Annotated in this window: 18 protein-coding genes; 10 read left to right on the top strand and 8 right to left on the bottom strand. The window is 68.5% G+C overall.

The window, feature by feature from the left end:
* Window positions 1–165 precede the first annotated feature (165 nt).
* The 4 genes from sorA (at window position 166) to JTE92_RS03995 (ending at window position 3,032) form a co-directional block, all read left to right on the top strand.
* A complete protein-coding gene (gene sorA, locus JTE92_RS04010; protein WP_063240746.1) occupies window positions 166–1,428 on the top strand; it encodes a SorA family sulfite dehydrogenase catalytic subunit in 1,263 nt (420 codons plus the stop codon).
* Between the two features lie 10 nt (window positions 1,429–1,438).
* Window positions 1,439–2,083: a c-type cytochrome gene (locus JTE92_RS04005; RefSeq protein WP_063240745.1), complete on the top strand. Its 645-nt coding sequence runs from the start codon at window positions 1,439–1,441 to the stop codon at window positions 2,081–2,083.
* Window positions 2,084–2,173: 90 nt separating this feature from the next.
* Window positions 2,174–2,572, top strand: coding sequence for an ArsR/SmtB family transcription factor (locus tag JTE92_RS04000; RefSeq protein ID WP_063240744.1), 399 nt, complete (start codon window positions 2,174–2,176; stop codon window positions 2,570–2,572).
* Entirely contained in the window at window positions 2,532–3,032 is a 501-nt protein-coding gene (locus tag JTE92_RS03995; protein ID WP_063240743.1) for an SRPBCC family protein, read from the top strand. Before JTE92_RS04000 ends, JTE92_RS03995 begins: the two co-directional genes overlap by 41 nt.
* A 29-nt stretch (window positions 3,033–3,061) precedes the next feature.
* Here the strand turns inward: JTE92_RS03995 and JTE92_RS03990 are convergent, their stop codons facing one another.
* Window positions 3,062–3,898, bottom strand: a complete 837-nt coding sequence (locus JTE92_RS03990) for a universal stress protein (protein WP_063240742.1) — start codon at window positions 3,896–3,898, stop codon at window positions 3,062–3,064.
* 233 nt (window positions 3,899–4,131) lie between these two features.
* On the opposite strand from JTE92_RS03990, the gene JTE92_RS03985 reads away from it, so the two are divergent.
* Entirely contained in the window at window positions 4,132–4,530 is a 399-nt protein-coding gene (locus JTE92_RS03985) for a hypothetical protein (protein WP_063240741.1), read from the top strand.
* Between the two features lie 71 nt (window positions 4,531–4,601).
* Window positions 4,602–4,826, top strand: a complete 225-nt coding sequence (locus JTE92_RS03980; RefSeq protein WP_063240740.1) for a DUF3820 family protein — start codon at window positions 4,602–4,604, stop codon at window positions 4,824–4,826.
* A gap of 11 nt (window positions 4,827–4,837) precedes the next feature.
* Here JTE92_RS03980 and ggt read toward each other — a convergent pair whose 3' ends face one another.
* From ggt to JTE92_RS03945, 7 genes are all read right to left on the bottom strand, one after another.
* The gene (gene ggt / locus JTE92_RS03975) at window positions 4,838–6,556 is read right to left on the bottom strand and encodes a gamma-glutamyltransferase (protein WP_063240836.1); all 1,719 of its coding nucleotides are present in this window, start codon (window positions 6,554–6,556) and stop codon (window positions 4,838–4,840) included.
* Between the two features lie 77 nt (window positions 6,557–6,633).
* On the bottom strand, window positions 6,634–7,170 hold the full coding sequence (locus JTE92_RS03970; RefSeq protein WP_063240835.1) for a DUF1097 domain-containing protein: 537 nt from the start codon (window positions 7,168–7,170) through the stop codon (window positions 6,634–6,636).
* 26 nt (window positions 7,171–7,196) lie between these two features.
* On the bottom strand, window positions 7,197–8,465 hold the full coding sequence (locus JTE92_RS03965; RefSeq protein ID WP_084254748.1) for an amidohydrolase family protein: 1,269 nt from the start codon (window positions 8,463–8,465) through the stop codon (window positions 7,197–7,199).
* A gap of 135 nt (window positions 8,466–8,600) precedes the next feature.
* Entirely contained in the window at window positions 8,601–9,269 is a 669-nt protein-coding gene (locus JTE92_RS03960; RefSeq protein WP_063240739.1) for a response regulator, read from the bottom strand.
* The gene (locus tag JTE92_RS03955; protein WP_063240738.1) at window positions 9,266–10,354 is read right to left on the bottom strand and encodes a PAS domain-containing sensor histidine kinase; all 1,089 of its coding nucleotides are present in this window, start codon (window positions 10,352–10,354) and stop codon (window positions 9,266–9,268) included. Before JTE92_RS03955 ends, JTE92_RS03960 begins: the two co-directional genes overlap by 4 nt.
* 222 nt (window positions 10,355–10,576) lie before the next feature.
* On the bottom strand, window positions 10,577–11,716 hold the full coding sequence (locus JTE92_RS03950; RefSeq protein WP_063240737.1) for an acyl-CoA dehydrogenase family protein: 1,140 nt from the start codon (window positions 11,714–11,716) through the stop codon (window positions 10,577–10,579).
* Window positions 11,709–12,905: a CaiB/BaiF CoA transferase family protein gene (locus tag JTE92_RS03945; protein ID WP_063240736.1), complete on the bottom strand. Its 1,197-nt coding sequence runs from the start codon at window positions 12,903–12,905 to the stop codon at window positions 11,709–11,711. The genes JTE92_RS03950 and JTE92_RS03945 overlap by 8 nt, the downstream gene beginning before the upstream one ends.
* A gap of 94 nt (window positions 12,906–12,999) precedes the next feature.
* Here JTE92_RS03945 and JTE92_RS03940 point away from each other — a divergent pair, with 94 nt between their 5' ends.
* From JTE92_RS03940 to JTE92_RS03925, 4 genes are all read left to right on the top strand, one after another.
* Window positions 13,000–13,983, top strand: a complete 984-nt coding sequence (locus tag JTE92_RS03940; RefSeq protein WP_063240735.1) for a LysR substrate-binding domain-containing protein — start codon at window positions 13,000–13,002, stop codon at window positions 13,981–13,983.
* 151 nt (window positions 13,984–14,134) lie between these two features.
* On the top strand, window positions 14,135–14,938 hold the full coding sequence (locus JTE92_RS03935) for a BPL-N domain-containing protein (RefSeq protein ID WP_063240734.1): 804 nt from the start codon (window positions 14,135–14,137) through the stop codon (window positions 14,936–14,938).
* Window positions 14,939–15,062: 124 nt separating this feature from the next.
* Window positions 15,063–15,308: a FitA-like ribbon-helix-helix domain-containing protein gene (locus JTE92_RS03930; RefSeq protein WP_084254747.1), complete on the top strand. Its 246-nt coding sequence runs from the start codon at window positions 15,063–15,065 to the stop codon at window positions 15,306–15,308.
* The gene (locus JTE92_RS03925; protein ID WP_063240733.1) at window positions 15,305–15,724 is read left to right on the top strand and encodes a type II toxin-antitoxin system VapC family toxin; all 420 of its coding nucleotides are present in this window, start codon (window positions 15,305–15,307) and stop codon (window positions 15,722–15,724) included. The genes JTE92_RS03930 and JTE92_RS03925 overlap by 4 nt, the downstream gene beginning before the upstream one ends.
* Window positions 15,725–15,729: the final 5 nt, after the last annotated feature.

Raw genomic sequence — 15,729 nt, 5'->3', positions numbered from 1 at the left:
CGCGAGGCAAGCGGTTTCTGGAGGCAGCCACGGCGGTGTTTCCCCTATATCGATTCAATCGATAGTTGCTAGCGGGAAAACCCGTTTCACAAGCTAAGGCTGCCGGGCGCAAAGTGAGCGCCACAACGCATCGCGCACGCCCCACGAGCGCCAAGGAGACAGCCCATGCGAGACAAGAACAAGCCCGCCGAACTTGCCGGCGCACACCAGCCCGCTCCCGCCCGCCGCCGCTTCGTGCGCCATGCTGGCGGGCTGGCGCTGGCCGCCTCCCCGCTCGGCGCCCTCGCGGCGAAGGCAACCGACGGCGTCACGCTCGCCGATGGCCCGCGCCCGCTGGTCCGCTATCCGGGCAAGCGCCCGCTGGTGCGCGTCAGCACCCGCCCGCCGCACCTGGAAACCCCCTTCTCCACGTTCAACGAAGGACCGATCACGGCCAACGACGCCTTCTTCGTGCGCTACCACCTGGCCAATATCCCGCTGTCGGTGGACCTGAACACGTACCGGCTGAGCGTGAGCGGCCATGTCAACAAGCCGTTGCGGCTGTCGCTGGACGAACTCAAGAAGCTGGCCGGCCCGGTCGAGGTGGTCGCGGTGAACCAGTGCTCGGGCAACAGCCGCGGCTTTGCCGAGCCGCGCGTGTTCGGCGCGCAGCTGGCCAACGGCGCGATGGGCAATGCGCGCTGGACCGGCGTGCCGCTGCGCAAGGTGCTGGAGCATGCGGGCATCAAGGCCGGCGCCAGGGTGGTGACCTTCAACGGCATGGATACGCCGGTGCTGCCGAGCACGCCGGATTTCCGCAAGTCGCTCGATATCGCGCACGCAATGAACGGCGAGCCGCTGCTGGCCTGGGGCATGAACGGTGAAGACCTGCCGCTGCTCAACGGCTATCCGCTCAAGCTGGTGGTGCCGGGGTATTTCGGCACCTACTGGATCAAGCACCTGTCCGAGATCGAAGTCCTTGACCACCCGTTCGAGGGCCATGACGCGTTCTTCATGACCAAGGGCTACCGCGTGCCGGACAACGATTGCCAGTGCGTGGCTCCCGGCACGCCGGCGGCCAGGACGCGGCCGATCTCCACGCTGGCCGTGCGCAGCTTCATCACCAGCGTCGAAAGCGGCGGCAGGCTGCCGGCCGGCCGCACCGTGGCGCTGAAGGGCATCGCCTTTGACGGCGGCTCCGGCATCCGCGCGGTCGAGGTTTCCGTCGATGGCGGACGGAACTGGCAGGCCGCAACGCTCGGCGAAGACCTGGGCCGCTTCTCGTTCCGTGCCTGGCGATTGCCGGTGAAGTTCGACCGCCAGGGCCCCGCGGTGCTGATGGTGCGCGCGACCAGCAACAAGGGCGAGACCCAGCCGGCCAAGGCCAGCTGGAATCCCGCCGGCTACCGCCGCAATGCCATCGAAGCCACGCCGGTCACCATCGCCTGAGGAACGCGCCATGAAAGCAACCATCGCCCCCGCGCTGCTGGCGCTCGCCTTGCTCGGTGCCGGCCATGCCGGCGCCGCGCCGCAGGACATCAGGCTGCCGGCGGAAAACGTCAAGCTCAAACCCGCCAAGCTGCCGGGCTACGGCATCGCCATGCAGAAATGCGCGATCTGCCATTCGGCCGACTACGTCTCCTACCAGCCGCCCGGCCTGAGCCTGGCGCAGTGGACGGCCGAGATGAGGAAGATGCAGCAGGCCTACGGCGCGCCGATCGACGATGGCGAGGTCGAGCAGCTCGGCGCCTACCTGGCCGTGGCCTATGGCTCGGCCAAAGCGAAGGATCCCGAGATCGTGGCAATCGCCCAGAAGGCCGGCAAGCCGGCCGCGCCCAGCCCCGCCACGACCAGCGTCGACGTGCAGGGACTGCTGGCAAAGAATGCCTGCCTGAGCTGCCACAGCGTCACGCAGAAGGTGGTCGGGCCGGCCTACCATGAGGTCGCCGTGCGCTACAAGAACGATGCGCAGGCCCAGGCGAAGCTCGAAACCAGCATCCGCGGCGGCAGCAGCGGCAAGTGGGGCGCGGTGCCGATGCCGCCGTTTGCCAGCCTGAAGCCGGAAGAAGTGCGCGCGTTGGCGGCATACGTGCGCCAACAATAACTTTTCACCCGGCAACCCGCGCCCCGGCTATCGCCGGGGCGTTTGCATTTTTTCCTTGCCAGACGCGACATCGCCCCTATAGTTAGCCACATGGCTAACCATTACGCCGCGCTTCCTGCCGTTCCCGAGCTGTCCGACGTCTTCTATGCGCTGGCCGATCCCACCCGGCGCGCCGTCGTCACCATGCTCGGACGCGGTCCGGAAACGGTCTCGGCCCTGGCAGCCCCGTTCGCGATGGCACTGCCCTCGTTCCTCAAGCACCTGCAGGTGCTGGAGCGCAGCGGCCTGATCCGCTCGCGCAAGACGGGGCGCGTGCGCACCTGCGAGCTGGTGCCGCAGCCGCTGTCCGAGGCGCAGCAATGGATCGCCGATCAACACGCGCTTTGGGAGGCCCGCACCGACCGCCTCGCCGCCTTTGTCGAAGCGCTTCACCAGGAGGAACTGTCTGATGCCGAACGGAAACAACGCAAGCCCCAACACAAGCCCTGACGCCACCCAGGACCTGGTCATCTCGCGCCTGCTCAAGGCCCCGCGCGCCAAGGTCTGGCGCGCGTGGAGCGACCCGGAGCTGCTCAGGCAATGGTGGTGCCCCAAGCCCTGGACCACCGAGGTGCGCGCCTTCGACATGCGCCCGGGCGGCGCCTTCCATACCTTCATGCAAGGCCCCGACGGCGGCACCAGCGACAATCCCGGCTGCTTCCTGGAAGTGGTGCCGATGGAGCGCATCGTCTCCACCTCGGCGCTGGTGGCGGGTTATCGCCCGGCCAAGCCGTGGCTGTCGATGACCGCGGTCATCACCATGGCAGACGAGGGCGACGGCACGCGCTACACCGCGCGCGTGATGCATCCGGACGAAGCCACGCGCAAGCAGCATGAAGAACTGGGCTTCCACGAGGGCTGGAATACCTGCATCACGCAACTCGAGGAATTTGCCGCGCAACTGAAGTAGCGCACGCCATTGCGCCCGGCGTGCGGTGTTCAGTGCGAGAACAAGACCGGCACCGTCATCGACTGCAGCAGCACGCGGGTCACGCCGCCAAGGACCAGTTCGCGCAGCCGGCCATGGCCGTAGGCGCCCATCACGATCAGGTCGGCGCCAAAGTCGGCGGCGCGCGACAGGATCAGCTCGCCGATGGTCAGGTCGGCGCCGCCGGGGCCGTGCTCGACCTCGACCGAGGCGCCCTGCCGCTCCAGCACCCGCACCGCGTGGCTGACCGGCGTGGCATCCGCGCGCAACTCCTTGGCGGCGGTATGGGCGCCGAGTATGCGGACTTGCGCGCCAGCCAGCAGCGGCAGCGCGTCGTGCAGGGCGCGCGCGGCCTCGCGGCTGCCATTCCAGGCCAGCAGCACGCGTGTGCCGATGGTGCTGAACTCGCCGGCGCACGGGACCACCAGCGCGGGCCGGCCGGATTCCAGCAGCAGCGCTTCCAGCAGTTGCCTGGCAACCGGGCCTTCGACGTTGTCGCCATCGTACTGGCCGGACACGATCAGCGCGGCCTCGCGCGCTTCGCGCAGCGCCAGCGAGACGGGGTCATGATCGACCGCACGCCACTCGGCCACGATCCCCAGTTCGCGGGTGGCGGCCTCGAAGGCGCAATGCATGTTTTCGCGCTGCAGCCGGCGGCGCTCCTGGTCTTCGGCCAGGCAGCGCTGGGCATTGTCCATGCGGTAGGACCAGCCGGGGTCGGGCACGCGCCCGGCCAGCAGGCCGATCAGCGGGCAACCGGCGGTGCTGGCGAGGCGGCCGGCAAGGTGCAGGCGGCGGGAGGACTGTGGATTGCCGTCCAGGTGAACCAGGATGCTGTCGTAGGCCATGATGCCCTCGCTTCGGTCTTGTTTGCAGTTTGCATCCAGTCTAGGCCGCAAGACCGACCGAGCCTTGACCCGGATCAAGGCGGCCGTGGCGCTGGCACCGCGCGCGCAAATAACCGGCTCATGCGCGCTTGGCAAGGCTGGTAAATCACCGTTGCAAAAACAAACAGAATGTCAGGCGTCTCGGCGCTAAAGTGGCCTTTCCCATGCCTGAAGGCTATTTTGGAGGTACACGCATGAAGCAACATCTGGCGAAATCCCTGTTGATGGCTGGCGCGATGGTCGCGTCCTACCCGCTGTTCGCACAGCAGGCCCAGCCCCTTCAACCGGCCCAGCCGATGCAAGCCACGCAACCGATGCAAGCCACCCAGCCGATGCCGGTCACCCCGTCCGCGCAGCCGATGCAAGCCATGCCGGGCGCCGCGCCGTCCGCCCAGGTCGCGCAGGCCCCGGGCGCAGCCAGCCCGTACGCCCCGGCAGGCCAGTCCGCACAGCCGGGCATGGCGCCCGCCCCGGTCGATCCGATGCAGGCGAGCGCGCCTGCCAGCGCCGTCGACCCCGCCAGCATGAGCCTGGCCCCGGATGCGCTCGGCACCCGCCTGGGCCAGCGCAGCGCGTTCCTCGACGGCGCCTGACGCCAGCCCCCCGCGCGTCAACGGCGGGCGCAAGCTGTGGTAGCGTAGCGCCCTGCCGATTTGACGCCACCATGACTCCGTTCGATTCCGATGCACTGAAGCGGCTCGTCAGCGTCACCATGCCCTATGGCAAGCACAAGGGCACGGTGATCGCCGACCTGCCGGGCAACTACCTGAACTGGTTCGCCCGCGAAGGCTTCCCGCCAGGGGAGATTGGCGGGCTGCTGGCGCTGATGCACGAGCTCGACCACAACGGGCTGTCGCACCTGCTCAAGCCGTTGCGCGGACGCGGCTAGCACCGCGCCGGCTACAGCCCCAGCGCGCGGCCGTCGCTGCGCGGATCGTGCGCGCCGGCAAGCTGCCCTTTCGGACCGATCCGGATCGCGCCCGGATGCCCGGCCAGCTGGCTCTGCGCCGGGATCGGGCTCAGCTGGTGGCCGCGCGCCGCCAGTTCACTGAACACCTGCCTGCCGGCGTCCTGCTCCAGCTTGAGGCTGTCGCGGCTGTCGGAGAAGGTCTTGCCCAGCAGGAAGCGCGGCCGCCCGAGCGCGGCCAGCGGATCCATGCCGTAGTCGATCATCCGCGTCAGCACCGCCGCCAGCGTCTGCGGCTGCCCGTCGGCGCCCTGCGTACCGTACAGCAGCCGCGGGCGGCCGTTCTTCAGGTAGATGCCCGGGTTCAGCGTATGGAAGGGCCGCTTGCCGCCCTGCAGCACGTTGGGGCTGGCGGGATCGAGGCTGAACGACGCGCCGCGGTTATGCCAGAGCACGCCCGTGTCGCCCACCACCACGCCGCTGCCCCAGTCGAAATACACCGTCTGCAGCATGCTGACGCAGCGGCCCTCGCGGTCGGCCGCGCCGATATACACCGTATCGCCGTGCTGGTAGACATGCGGCCACGGCATGGCACGGGCCATGCGGATGCGTTGTGCCTGCGCATCCAGATGCGGGCGCGACAGCAGCCGAGCCACCGGCACGTCGACAAAGTCGGGATCGGCAACGTAGCGATTGCGATCGAGGAACGCGAGCTTCACGGCTTCAACCAGCAGGTGGTAGTAATCGGCACTGCCCTCGGGCACGCCCGACAGGTCGAAGCGGTCGAGGATCCCCATGATCTCCAGCGTCGTCACGCCCTGCGTGGGCGGACGCAGGCCCAGCAGTTCGCCGCCACGGTAGGCCACGCGCAACGGCACTTCCTCGCGTGCCTGGCAGCGCGCCAGGTCGCTCGCGCGCAATGGCGAGCCGGCCTGCGCCAGCCCTGCCGCAAGCCGGCCGGCGAGGTCGCCCTCATAGAACTCCCGCCCGCCCTGCGTCGCCAGCCGGTCCAGCGTGCGCGCCAGCTGCGGCTGGCGGAACATTTCGCCCGGCTTCGGCATGCGCCCCTCGGGGGCAAACACGCGGCCGAAACCGCTCCATGCCGGCAGGTCCGCGGCGCGGAACTCCTGCCAGAAGCACTGCGATGGCGTGACCGGGAAGCCGTTGGCGGCGTACTCGGTGGCGCGCGCCAGCAGCGTCGACCAGGACTGGGTACCGCCCCACAGGCTCTTGCTGAAGGCAAAGGCGCGGTCCCAGATCGCGACCGTCGCGGCCGCGGTCAGCGCAGCGCCCGGCCCGCGCAGCGGGATGCTGCCGCTGTAGCCCGGCGCTTCGGCAGCGGCCTGCCCGATCCCGGAGAACGAGCGCACATTGCCGTCGCGGTCGCTGATCACCAGGAAGGCATCGCCGCCCAGCCCGGTGAAATGCGGGTAGGTCACGCTCAGCACCGCGCCGATCGCAATCGCGGCCTCGATCGCATTGCCGCCGGCCTTCAGCACTTCCAGCCCTGCCTGGCTGGCGAGCCCGTGCGGGCTGGTGACCATGCCCGCATCCGAATGCGCCAGGCCCGTTCGCGCGGCGGGCGCGGCATCCTGCGCTGCCTCTGCGCGAGCCGGCGCGAGGATCGTGCTGCCCGCCAGCGCGGCCGAACCGGCCAGGAAAGCCCTGCGCGAAGTGCCGCCGCAGGGATCGACTTCAATCGTATGTTCCATGCTCATTCCCCGGAAGCGGCTGCGCCGCGCTGTCGCCGCGCGCACAGCCGCGATGATGATGACGATGTGATGGCGGCTCAGGCTTCGCGCTTGTGCGCCTGCCATGACCGCTCGACCAGGCTTTCCGGCGCCGAGTAGCGCGCCTTGATCCAGGCATAGGCCGGTCCCATGGCATTCATGGCGACCACGGCGCCGAGCGCGGCGACGGGATCGCCCGGCGTGGGCCCGAAACCGCCGAACAGCGTGGCGAAGTACGAGGCAAAGCCGAAGAACATGCCGGGAATGAAGCGCAGCGTGTAGAAGACGCGCGCCAGGAACATCATGCCGGCGTTGAGCATGAACAGGATCACCATCTCCGCCGCGATCAGCGCCGGCCCCGAGAACTGCTCGGCGGCCTGCCGGAAGCACAGCACGATCACGAACGCGAACAGCGACCCCACCGGCAAGGTCGGCCAGATCTTCTTCAGGTTCTCCGGCGTGGGCCCGCCCATGGCAAAGGTCGCGGCCCAGCTGATAAAGATGGCCCACGGCGGCAGGTGCGAGGCATGCGCGGCAATGGGAACGGTGGTGATGGCCAGCAGCGAGGCCACGACTTCGGCGGGCAGCTTCTTCATGATGCTCTCCTTGAGGTTGGGGCGGTTCAGTGCGCGCAGCAACGGTGCCGGCGGATGTCGCAGCGGTGCTGCGTCACCACCGTGATCCGCCCGCGCTTGACCACCCACAGGCGCGGCGGAATGTCGATCAGCGCGTCCGCCACCTTGAACGTGTCGAGGATCACGATATCGGCCTGCCGGCCCACTTCCAGGCCATAGCTGTCGTGCAGCCCGATCGCACGCGCGGCGTTGTGCGTGCCCATGCCGAGCACCGCGAGCTGGTGCTCCGGCACGCCGAACTGGGCCACGTGCGCGAGCATGTTGCCGATCTGCAGCATGTCGGCCTTGCCGAACGGCGTGAAGGCATTGCGGATGTTGTTGGACGAATACGCCACGTTGACTCCGCCCTGATGCAGCGCCTTCACCGGCGTGAGCCCGCGGCGCTGGTTCTGCGCGTCCTTGCGCCCGCCCAGGTACAGGTCGGTCGCCGGCAGGGTGACGATGCTGATGCCGGCCTCGCGCAGTTGCGCCACCAGCGGCTCCAGCTGGGCCGTGTCGAGCGCGCCCAGGCTGGTCACATGGCCCAGCGAGACGCGGCCCTGGTAGCCGCATTCGATGGTCTTCCGGGCGATGTAGTCCACCGCGGCAAAGCGCTGGTCGGCGGTGTCGTCGGCAAAGTCGGCATGCATGTCGACCGGCGCGTCATAGCGCTGCGCCAGCTCGAACACCATGTCGATATGGCGCATGGTGTCGGCCCAGTTCAGCTCGTTGTACGGGCAGCCGCCGACCACGTCCGCACCCATGTCCATGGCCGCGATCATCAGCTCGCGCGTGCCCTGCGACTTCAGGATGCCCTCCTGCGGGAAGGCCACGATCTGCAGGTCGAGCAGGTCCTCGTACTCGGCCTTGAGTTCCAGCAGCGTCTCCACCCCGACCAGCCCCTGGATCAGGTCGACGTCGGGATGGGCGCGGATCGCGACGGTGCCATGCCGGACCGCCATGTCCAGCACCTGGCGCGAGCGGTCCAGCACGTCGTGCCGCTGCTGCTTGCTTTTCAGGATGCCGGTGACGCGGATGGCCTCGTCGAGCGTGCCCAGCCGGGCGGGCAGCCGGCGATGCAGCAGCGCCTTGTCCAGGTGCAGGTGCGGTTCCACCAGCCCCGGGATGGCGGCGCGGCCGCCGGCTTCGATCACTTCGTGCGCCGGCGCGTCGATGCCGGGTTCGATGGCGGCAATGCGCCCGTCGCGGATGGCGATATCGGTCAGGGGCGCGTCGTCGCGGACGCACGCATCCCGGATCAGCAGGTCCAGCTGCATGGCGTGTCTCCTCAGGTCTTGTCGTTCTGCCGGAGCCGCTGCCCCGTGACCTGAAGCGTAGGTGCCGGCGCGCGCCGGCTGCATCAGGATCGGCTGAATTCGACCTAAGGATCGGCCTAGCTGCGCCGCACCATGCTATGGGGTGTGGCTCGCCTCCCCGAGTTCTCCCGCTTCCGCCAGCAGCCCGTGCCGGATGGCGTAGTGCACCAGCCCCGCGGTCGAGGAGAGTTCCAGCTTGGCCAGGATGTTGGCCTTGTGGGTGCTGACCGTCTTGCCGCTGAGCGACAACGCCGATGCAATCTCATTGATGCCCTGCCCTTCGGCCAGCATCTGGAACACCTGCAGCTCGCGCGCGGTCAGCCGCGCATGCGGCAAGGCCGCCAGCGGCTGGCGCGCCTGCCCGATCAGCTTGTCGGCGATCGCGGCCGACACCGCGGTGCCGCCGCGCGCCACCTTCCGGATCGCGCCGATCAGCTGGTCCGATTCGACATTCTTGCTGAGATATCCGGCCGCGCCGGCGCGGATCGCCTGCACCGCGTACTGCGACTCGCGGTACATGCTCAGCACCAGCACGGGCAGCGCGGGATAGCTGGCCTGCAGTTGCTGGATCAGCACGATGCCGCTGCGGCCCGGCATCGACATGTCGAGCAGCAGCACGTCCGGCAGGCCGGCGCGCAGCAGCGCGAGCAGTTCATTGCCGTCGGCGGCCTCTGCCACCACCTGCATGTCCGGCACGGTGGACAGGATCTTCTTGAGCCCGTCGCGGATGATGGTGTGGTCGTCGGCCAGCAGGATGCGGATCATCTGGCATCTCCCCCCGCCATCCCGACAACATCGGCAACACCGGCAACACCGGCATCGCGCGGAATCAGCGCCTCGATCCGCGTGCCGTGGCCCTTGCCGCTGGACACCACCAGCTTGCCGCCCAGCATCAGCGCGCGCTCGCGCATGCCGAGCAAACCCAGGCTGCGCCGGCGCCCGGTCACGGAGGTATCGATGCCGCAGCCGTTATCAGCAACCACCAGCCGCACGATGCCGCCCGCCTCGCCCAGCTCGACGCGCACGCGACCGGCCTGGCCGTGGCGGCAGGCATTGGTCAGCGCTTCCTGGGCGATCCGGAAGACCGCGGTGCTGACTTCCGCACCGAGGTCCGCCACCGGCTGGAGCGCCTTTTCGCAGGCGATGCCGCTGCGCTCCGACAATGACTCGACCAGCCAGTCGATCGCCGAGGCCAGCCCCAGTTCGTCCAGAACGGGCGGGCGCAGGTCCGCGGCAATGCGCTGCACGGCTTCCACCGTCGAATCGGCGATCTCCTTGAGCATCTGCACGTGCTTGCGGTAAGCGTCGTCGGCAGCCGGGCCCTGCTGCGCCTCGATGTAACTGAGCCCCAGGCGCAGCGCCGTCAGCGACTGCCCCAGCTCATCGTGCAGCTCGCGCGAGATACGGGTGCGTTCCGCCTCGCGCACCGATTGCAGGTGCGCGGACAGCTCGCGCAGCTGCGCGCGCGAGGCCAGCAGTTCCTGCTCGGAGCGCTTGCGGTCGGTGATATCGCGCGAGATCCCCACCGTGCCGATGACCTCGCCGCCAGGGTTGTGGATCGGCATCTTGATGGTGTCGAACCAGCGCACGCTGCCGTCCTTGCCATGCCGGCTTTCTTCGTAGCGGCGGCGTACGCCGCTGTCGACCACCGCCTTGTCGGTATCGAGGTAGACCTGGCCCCATTCCGCCGACCAGACCTGGTCCGGCGTGCTGCCCACGATCTCGGCCTCGGTCCGTCCGCATGCGGCCATGAACGCGTCATTGACCAGCACGTAGCGCGAGCCGGCGTCCTTCAGCCAGGCCTGGTCCGGGATGTTGTTCAATATGGCGCGCTGCAGTTCGACATCCATGCCTCCCCCTTGCAGGGCCGCCCGCCGCCCTGCCGTTCCGGTCTTTCGGATTGATTCGGGGTGCGCATGCATTCATGCCGATTGCGCATAAGTTGCGCAATCGGCGCGCTGGCAAGCCCCGGCCCTCGCAGACTATAGCCAGCGGCGGGCGGCGGCGCCCTTGTCGTTTTCCTGAATGGGCGAGATCGCCGGATGCAGCCGGGGCGTCTTGCGGCGCACGCCCTATGCCAGCACAGCGCGCGCAATCACCGTGCGCTGGATCTCCGACGAACCTTCGTAGATGCGCAGGATGCGCGCATCGCGCACCAGCCGTTCCAGCGGCATCTCGCGTGTGAAGCCGTAGCCGCCGTGGATCTGCAAGGCGGTATCGGTGACGAACGCGACCGTCTCCGAGGCATAGAGCTTGGCCATCGACGCATGTTCGGTGAAAGGCTCGCCGTCGCGGCGCCGCACCGCGGCCTGCAGCGTCAGCAGCCAGGAGGCTTCCAGCCGCGTGCGCATGTCCGCGAACAGCCACTGCAGGCCCTGCTTGCGCGCCAGCGGCTCGCCGCCGACCTGGCGCTGCCTGGCCCAGTCGACCGCGCACGCCAGCGCCGCCTCGCTGATGCCGAGGCTGGTGGCGGCCACGTCGAGGCGGCTGTTGTCGAGCACCTTCATCGCGGTGCGGAAGCCGCTGCCTTCCGGTCCAAGCCGGTTGGCCGCGGGAACGAAGCAGTCCAGCGCGACCTCGTGCGCCGGCGCGCCGCGGATGCCCATCAGCTTCTCGGCGGGCGCGACGTCCACGCCGGCGCTGTGCCGATCCACCACGAAGGCGCTGATGCCGCGCGTGCCGGCCGCGGGATCGGTCTTGGCGTAGACGACGATAAAGTCGGCTGCATTGGCGTTGGAGATGAAATGCTTGACGCCGCGCAGGCGGTAGCCGTCGCCTTCCGGCGTCGCGCGCGTGGCCATGTCGGCGGGGTTGGAACCGGCGCGCGGCTCGGTCAGCGCGAACGCGCCCAGCTTGCGGCCGGCGGCGGCATCAGGCAGGTAGCGTTCGCGCAGGCTGTCGTCGCCACCGATCAGGATGGAGTCGGTGGCCAGGTAGTGCGCGCCGATCATCGACGAGGTCGAAGCGCAAGCCTTGGCGACTTCGGCCAGGGACAGGATCAGCGCGACCGGCGAGGTCCCGGCGCCGCCCCAGCGCTCCGGCAGGTTCATGCCCATCAGGCCAAGCTCGGCAAGCTGCGGCACGTAGCGCGTGGTGGAGGTTTCGGCGCGATCCACTTCGGCAGCGTGCGGGGCCAGTTCGCTCTGCGCGAAGCGGCCGATCGCGTCGGCGATCTCCAGGTCTTCCGCTTCGACGCCCATGCGCTTATGCATGTTGCTTCTCCTTATTGAAATTACTGAAATCGGGCGCGGCCAGGATGGCCCCGGTGTGCTGGCCCAGTGCCGGCGCGGGCGTCACGCGGTTGGTGCCGTACGCGGAGAACTTGACCGGCTGCGACGGCAGGCGCACGGTGCCGCCGTCCGTGTCGGGCACCTCGGTCAGCAGGCGGCGATGCGCCGCGTGCTCGCTTTCCAGCGCTTCCTTGACATTGCGGATCGGTGCGACCGGGATGCCGGCGGCGCCGAGCGCTGCGTTCACCTCCGCCACCGTGCGCGTGGCCGACCAGTTTTCCAGCATGGCGCGCAGGTCGGACTCGAAGCGGCAGCGCGTCTCGTCATCGGCAAAGCGCGGGTCGTGCGCCATCGCGGGCCGGCCGATGGCGTCGGCAAGCGCCTGGAACAGCTTGTTGTTCAGCACCGCGACCACGTAGAAGCCATCCGCGGCGCGGTAGGCGCCAAACGGCGCCGACGACGGGTGGCGGTTGCCCACGCGCCGCGGCGCCAGCCCGGTGGCCGCGTAGCGCGCGACCAGCGTGGCGCTGAGGCTGAGCGTGGCATCGAACATCGACACATCGACATGCGTGCCGCGCCCTGTCTTCTCGCGCGCCAGCAGCGCGGCCAGCACGCCCCACGAGGCGAACAGGCCGCTGACCGCATCGGACACGGCTTCGCCAAGCATGGTCGGCGCGCCGTCGGGCGCGCCGGTGGCGTCCATCAGCCCGCACATCGCCTGCAGGATGATGTCGTAGGCCGGGCGGTGCGATTCCGGGCCGGTCTGGCCGAAGCCCGACACGCTGGCATAGACCAGCGAGGGGTTCAGTTCGCGCAGCGCGGCGTAGCCGATGCCAAGCTTGTCGGCCACGCCGGGGCGGAAGTTTTCCACCACCACGTCGGCACCGCGGCACAGCGCGCGGGCGACAGCCAGGCCGTCCTCCGTCTTCAGGTCGATCACGATGCTCTGCTTGTTGCGGTTCATCGCGCAGAACAGGCCGCTCTTGCCGCCGGCGAAGGGACCCACCGCGCGATAGTCGTCGCCGCCGGGCGGCTCGACCTTGATCACCTCGGCGCCGAGGTCGCCGAGCAGCGCGGTGCAATAGGGGCCGGCCAGCACGCGCGAGAAATCGATCACGCGCAGGCCGGTCAGCGGCAGGTCGGGCAAATCGGGCAGGTTGGATTGCGTCATCAGTCTTGCTCCTCCAGGGCTTGTGGAGCGATTCTGCGCAGCGCAGGCTATCAAGTAAAATATTGATTTCGATTAGCACTTATAGGCTTTTTTAATGCCATCGCTGCCCCCCTCCTCGGGCTCCTCGGGCTCCTCGCGCGTCTCGCTGCGCCTGCTGCGCTACTTCGCCGCCACGGCGGAAACCGGCAGCACCACGGCTGCGGCACGGCTGCTGAACGTGTCGCAGCCTTCCATTTCGGTCGCCATCCGGGAGCTGGAAGCCTTGTTCGACGACGCCCTGTTCGCCCGCGACGCGGGCACGAAGCTGGCCCTGACCCGCTTCGGCGCGCGCAAGCTCGCGCAAGCGCGCCAGATCCTGGGCGCGGCGACGGCATTCGAGATTGACAAGCGTGGCGAAGGCGACGCCGGCGAGGTGCGCATCGGCGTATTCCGCACGCTGGCGCCGGCCTACCTGCCGGCGGTACTGCGCCTGGCGCGCGAGCGCTATCCCAGGCTGGCGGTGCGCTTTGTCGAAGGCGACCTGGCCCAGCTGGAAGACTGGCTGCACAGCGGCCAGATCGAACTGGCCCTGACCTACGACGTGGGGCTGCCTGCCGAGATCGGCCGCGAAGTACTGGCCGAACTGCGGCCCTACGGGCTGGTGCCGGCCGCATCGAAGCTGGCCCGCGGCAAGGCCGCGATCTCGCTGCAGGCGCTGGCGCGCGAGCCGCTGATCCTGATCGACCTGCCGCACAGCCGCGAATTCCTGATGGCGCCGTTCTGGCAATTCGGCCTGCAGCCGGAGGTGCGCTACCGCGCCACGTCGCTGGAGCTGGCGCGCAGCATGGTGGCGAACGGGCTGGGATGCGCGCTGCTGATCACGCAGGTGCCCGCCTCCGGCCAGTCGGCCAGCGTGGTGGAAAAGCCGATCCTGGAGGAAACCGTGCGCCAGCCGCTGGTGATCGCGCAGGCCGGCACCGGCCAGACGCGCGCGGCGGCGCTGCTGGCGGAATGCGTGCGCGAAGCCGTCAGTGAAACCATGGCGGCGCGGGCAATCCCCAGGAAAGCCGGTACTGCGCCAGCGCGCAAACTAAGGTAGAAAGCAAACCAAGGGCACTAATGCTGTTCAGTTAACCACAGTCGTTCCCGCGAAGGCGGGAATGACGGTAGGGCTTGATACCTTAACTGAACGGCATTAAACCAAGGGCACGCGTTGCCTGCGCCACCCCGAGCAAATCGCCACGACCAGCATGTCCAAACCCCAGATCCTGACGTATGTCGACGCCGGCGCCTCCGACTGGACCGCCTGCCTGATGCGCACCATCGGCCACCAGCTGCAGGCCGGCGCCTACGAAATCCGCGCGGTCATGGCCGACGATATCCGCCACGACCCCACGCTGTTCGACGACGCGGTGATGTTCGTGATGCCCGGCGGCGCCGACCTGCCCTACTGCGCGGCGCTCAACGGCGCACCCAACGCGCGCATCCGCAGCTTTGTCGAACGGGGCGGCGTCTACCTCGGCATCTGCGCCGGCGCCTACTACGCCTGCCGGGAACTTGCCTTTCACGCCGGCACTTCAGGGGCGATCTGCGGCAAGCGCGAGTTGCGCTTTGTCGATGCGGTGGCGGTCGGCTCGTTGCCGGACCTCACCGGCGGACGCCTGTACGACGGCACGCCGCGCACCGCCGCCGCCGTGGAGATCCGCACCACCGATCACCTGACGCCGACGCCGCTCTCGCTTTACACCCACTACCACGGCGGCTGCCTGTTCGATTTCGGGGGCGAGCCCGGCCCCGATACGCAGGTCCTGGCGGTCTACACGGGCATGGCCGGCACCCCGCCCGCGATCGTGGCCGCGCGCGTCGGCTATGGGCGCGCCATCCTGACGGGGGTCCACCTGGAGATTTCCGAGCGCGAGTGCAAGGACGCCCTGCGCGGCCACAGCGACATGGATGCCCATGTCCACGTGTGCCACCGGCTGGCCGAGACCGGCGCTACCCAGCTGGCAGTGTTCCGCCAGTTGCTCGCGCATGGCGGGCTGGCGCTGGGGTAAGACGCTCCAGCGGCCACCGTGCCGCGGTTTGCACCAGCGGTCTCTCGCACCTCGTTCAGTAAGAAGTGACTTAACAGCACGTCCGATCATGCTAGCATTGCTGTCAATGCAAGCAGGAGGGCTTATGGCAACACTGACCATCAGAAACCTCGATGACGAGTTGAAAGCGCGGTTGCGGATTGAAGCCGCGCAACACGGTCGCTCCATGGAAGAAGAGGTCCGCGAGATCTTGCGGCGCGCACTCAGCAAACGGGCAGGCGCTGGCGGCATGGGAAGCCGATTGCACCAACGCTTTGCAGTGCTGGCCGATCCTGGATTAGAACTGCCCTCCCGCACCGAGCGGCCGCGCTCCGCGGATTTGCCTGAATGATTGTCCTCGACACCAACGTCTTGTCGGAACTGATGCGGGTCCAGGCGGAGCCTGCCGTCATCGATTGGCTGGACCGGCAGGAAGAAGCATTGCTTGTCGTCACGGCCGTCACCGTTGCCGAGCTCTTGTATGGCATCGCGCGCTTGCCTGACGGGCGCCGCAAGACCGGGCTGCGGGATGCCGCACTGAAGATGCTCGACGAGGAGTTTGCCGAGCGGGTGCTTCCGTTCGACGAGAGCGCCGCCGTGCACTATGCCGCGCTAGTTTCCCAGTGGGAGCGCGATGGTCGCCCGATCAGCATGGCAGATGCGCAGATTGCTGCCATTTGCAGACATCACGGCGCCACGCTCGCCACGCGCAACGGAAAGGACTTCGAAGGGACCGGGATCGTTTTGGCCAACCCCTGGGTGGATTGATGTCA

The organism is Cupriavidus oxalaticus (assembly GCF_016894385.1).
GTDB lineage: Bacteria > Pseudomonadota > Gammaproteobacteria > Burkholderiales > Burkholderiaceae > Cupriavidus > Cupriavidus oxalaticus.
Note: the sequence above shows the minus strand (reverse complement) of the source record. Positions and strands in the feature narration are given on the sequence as shown.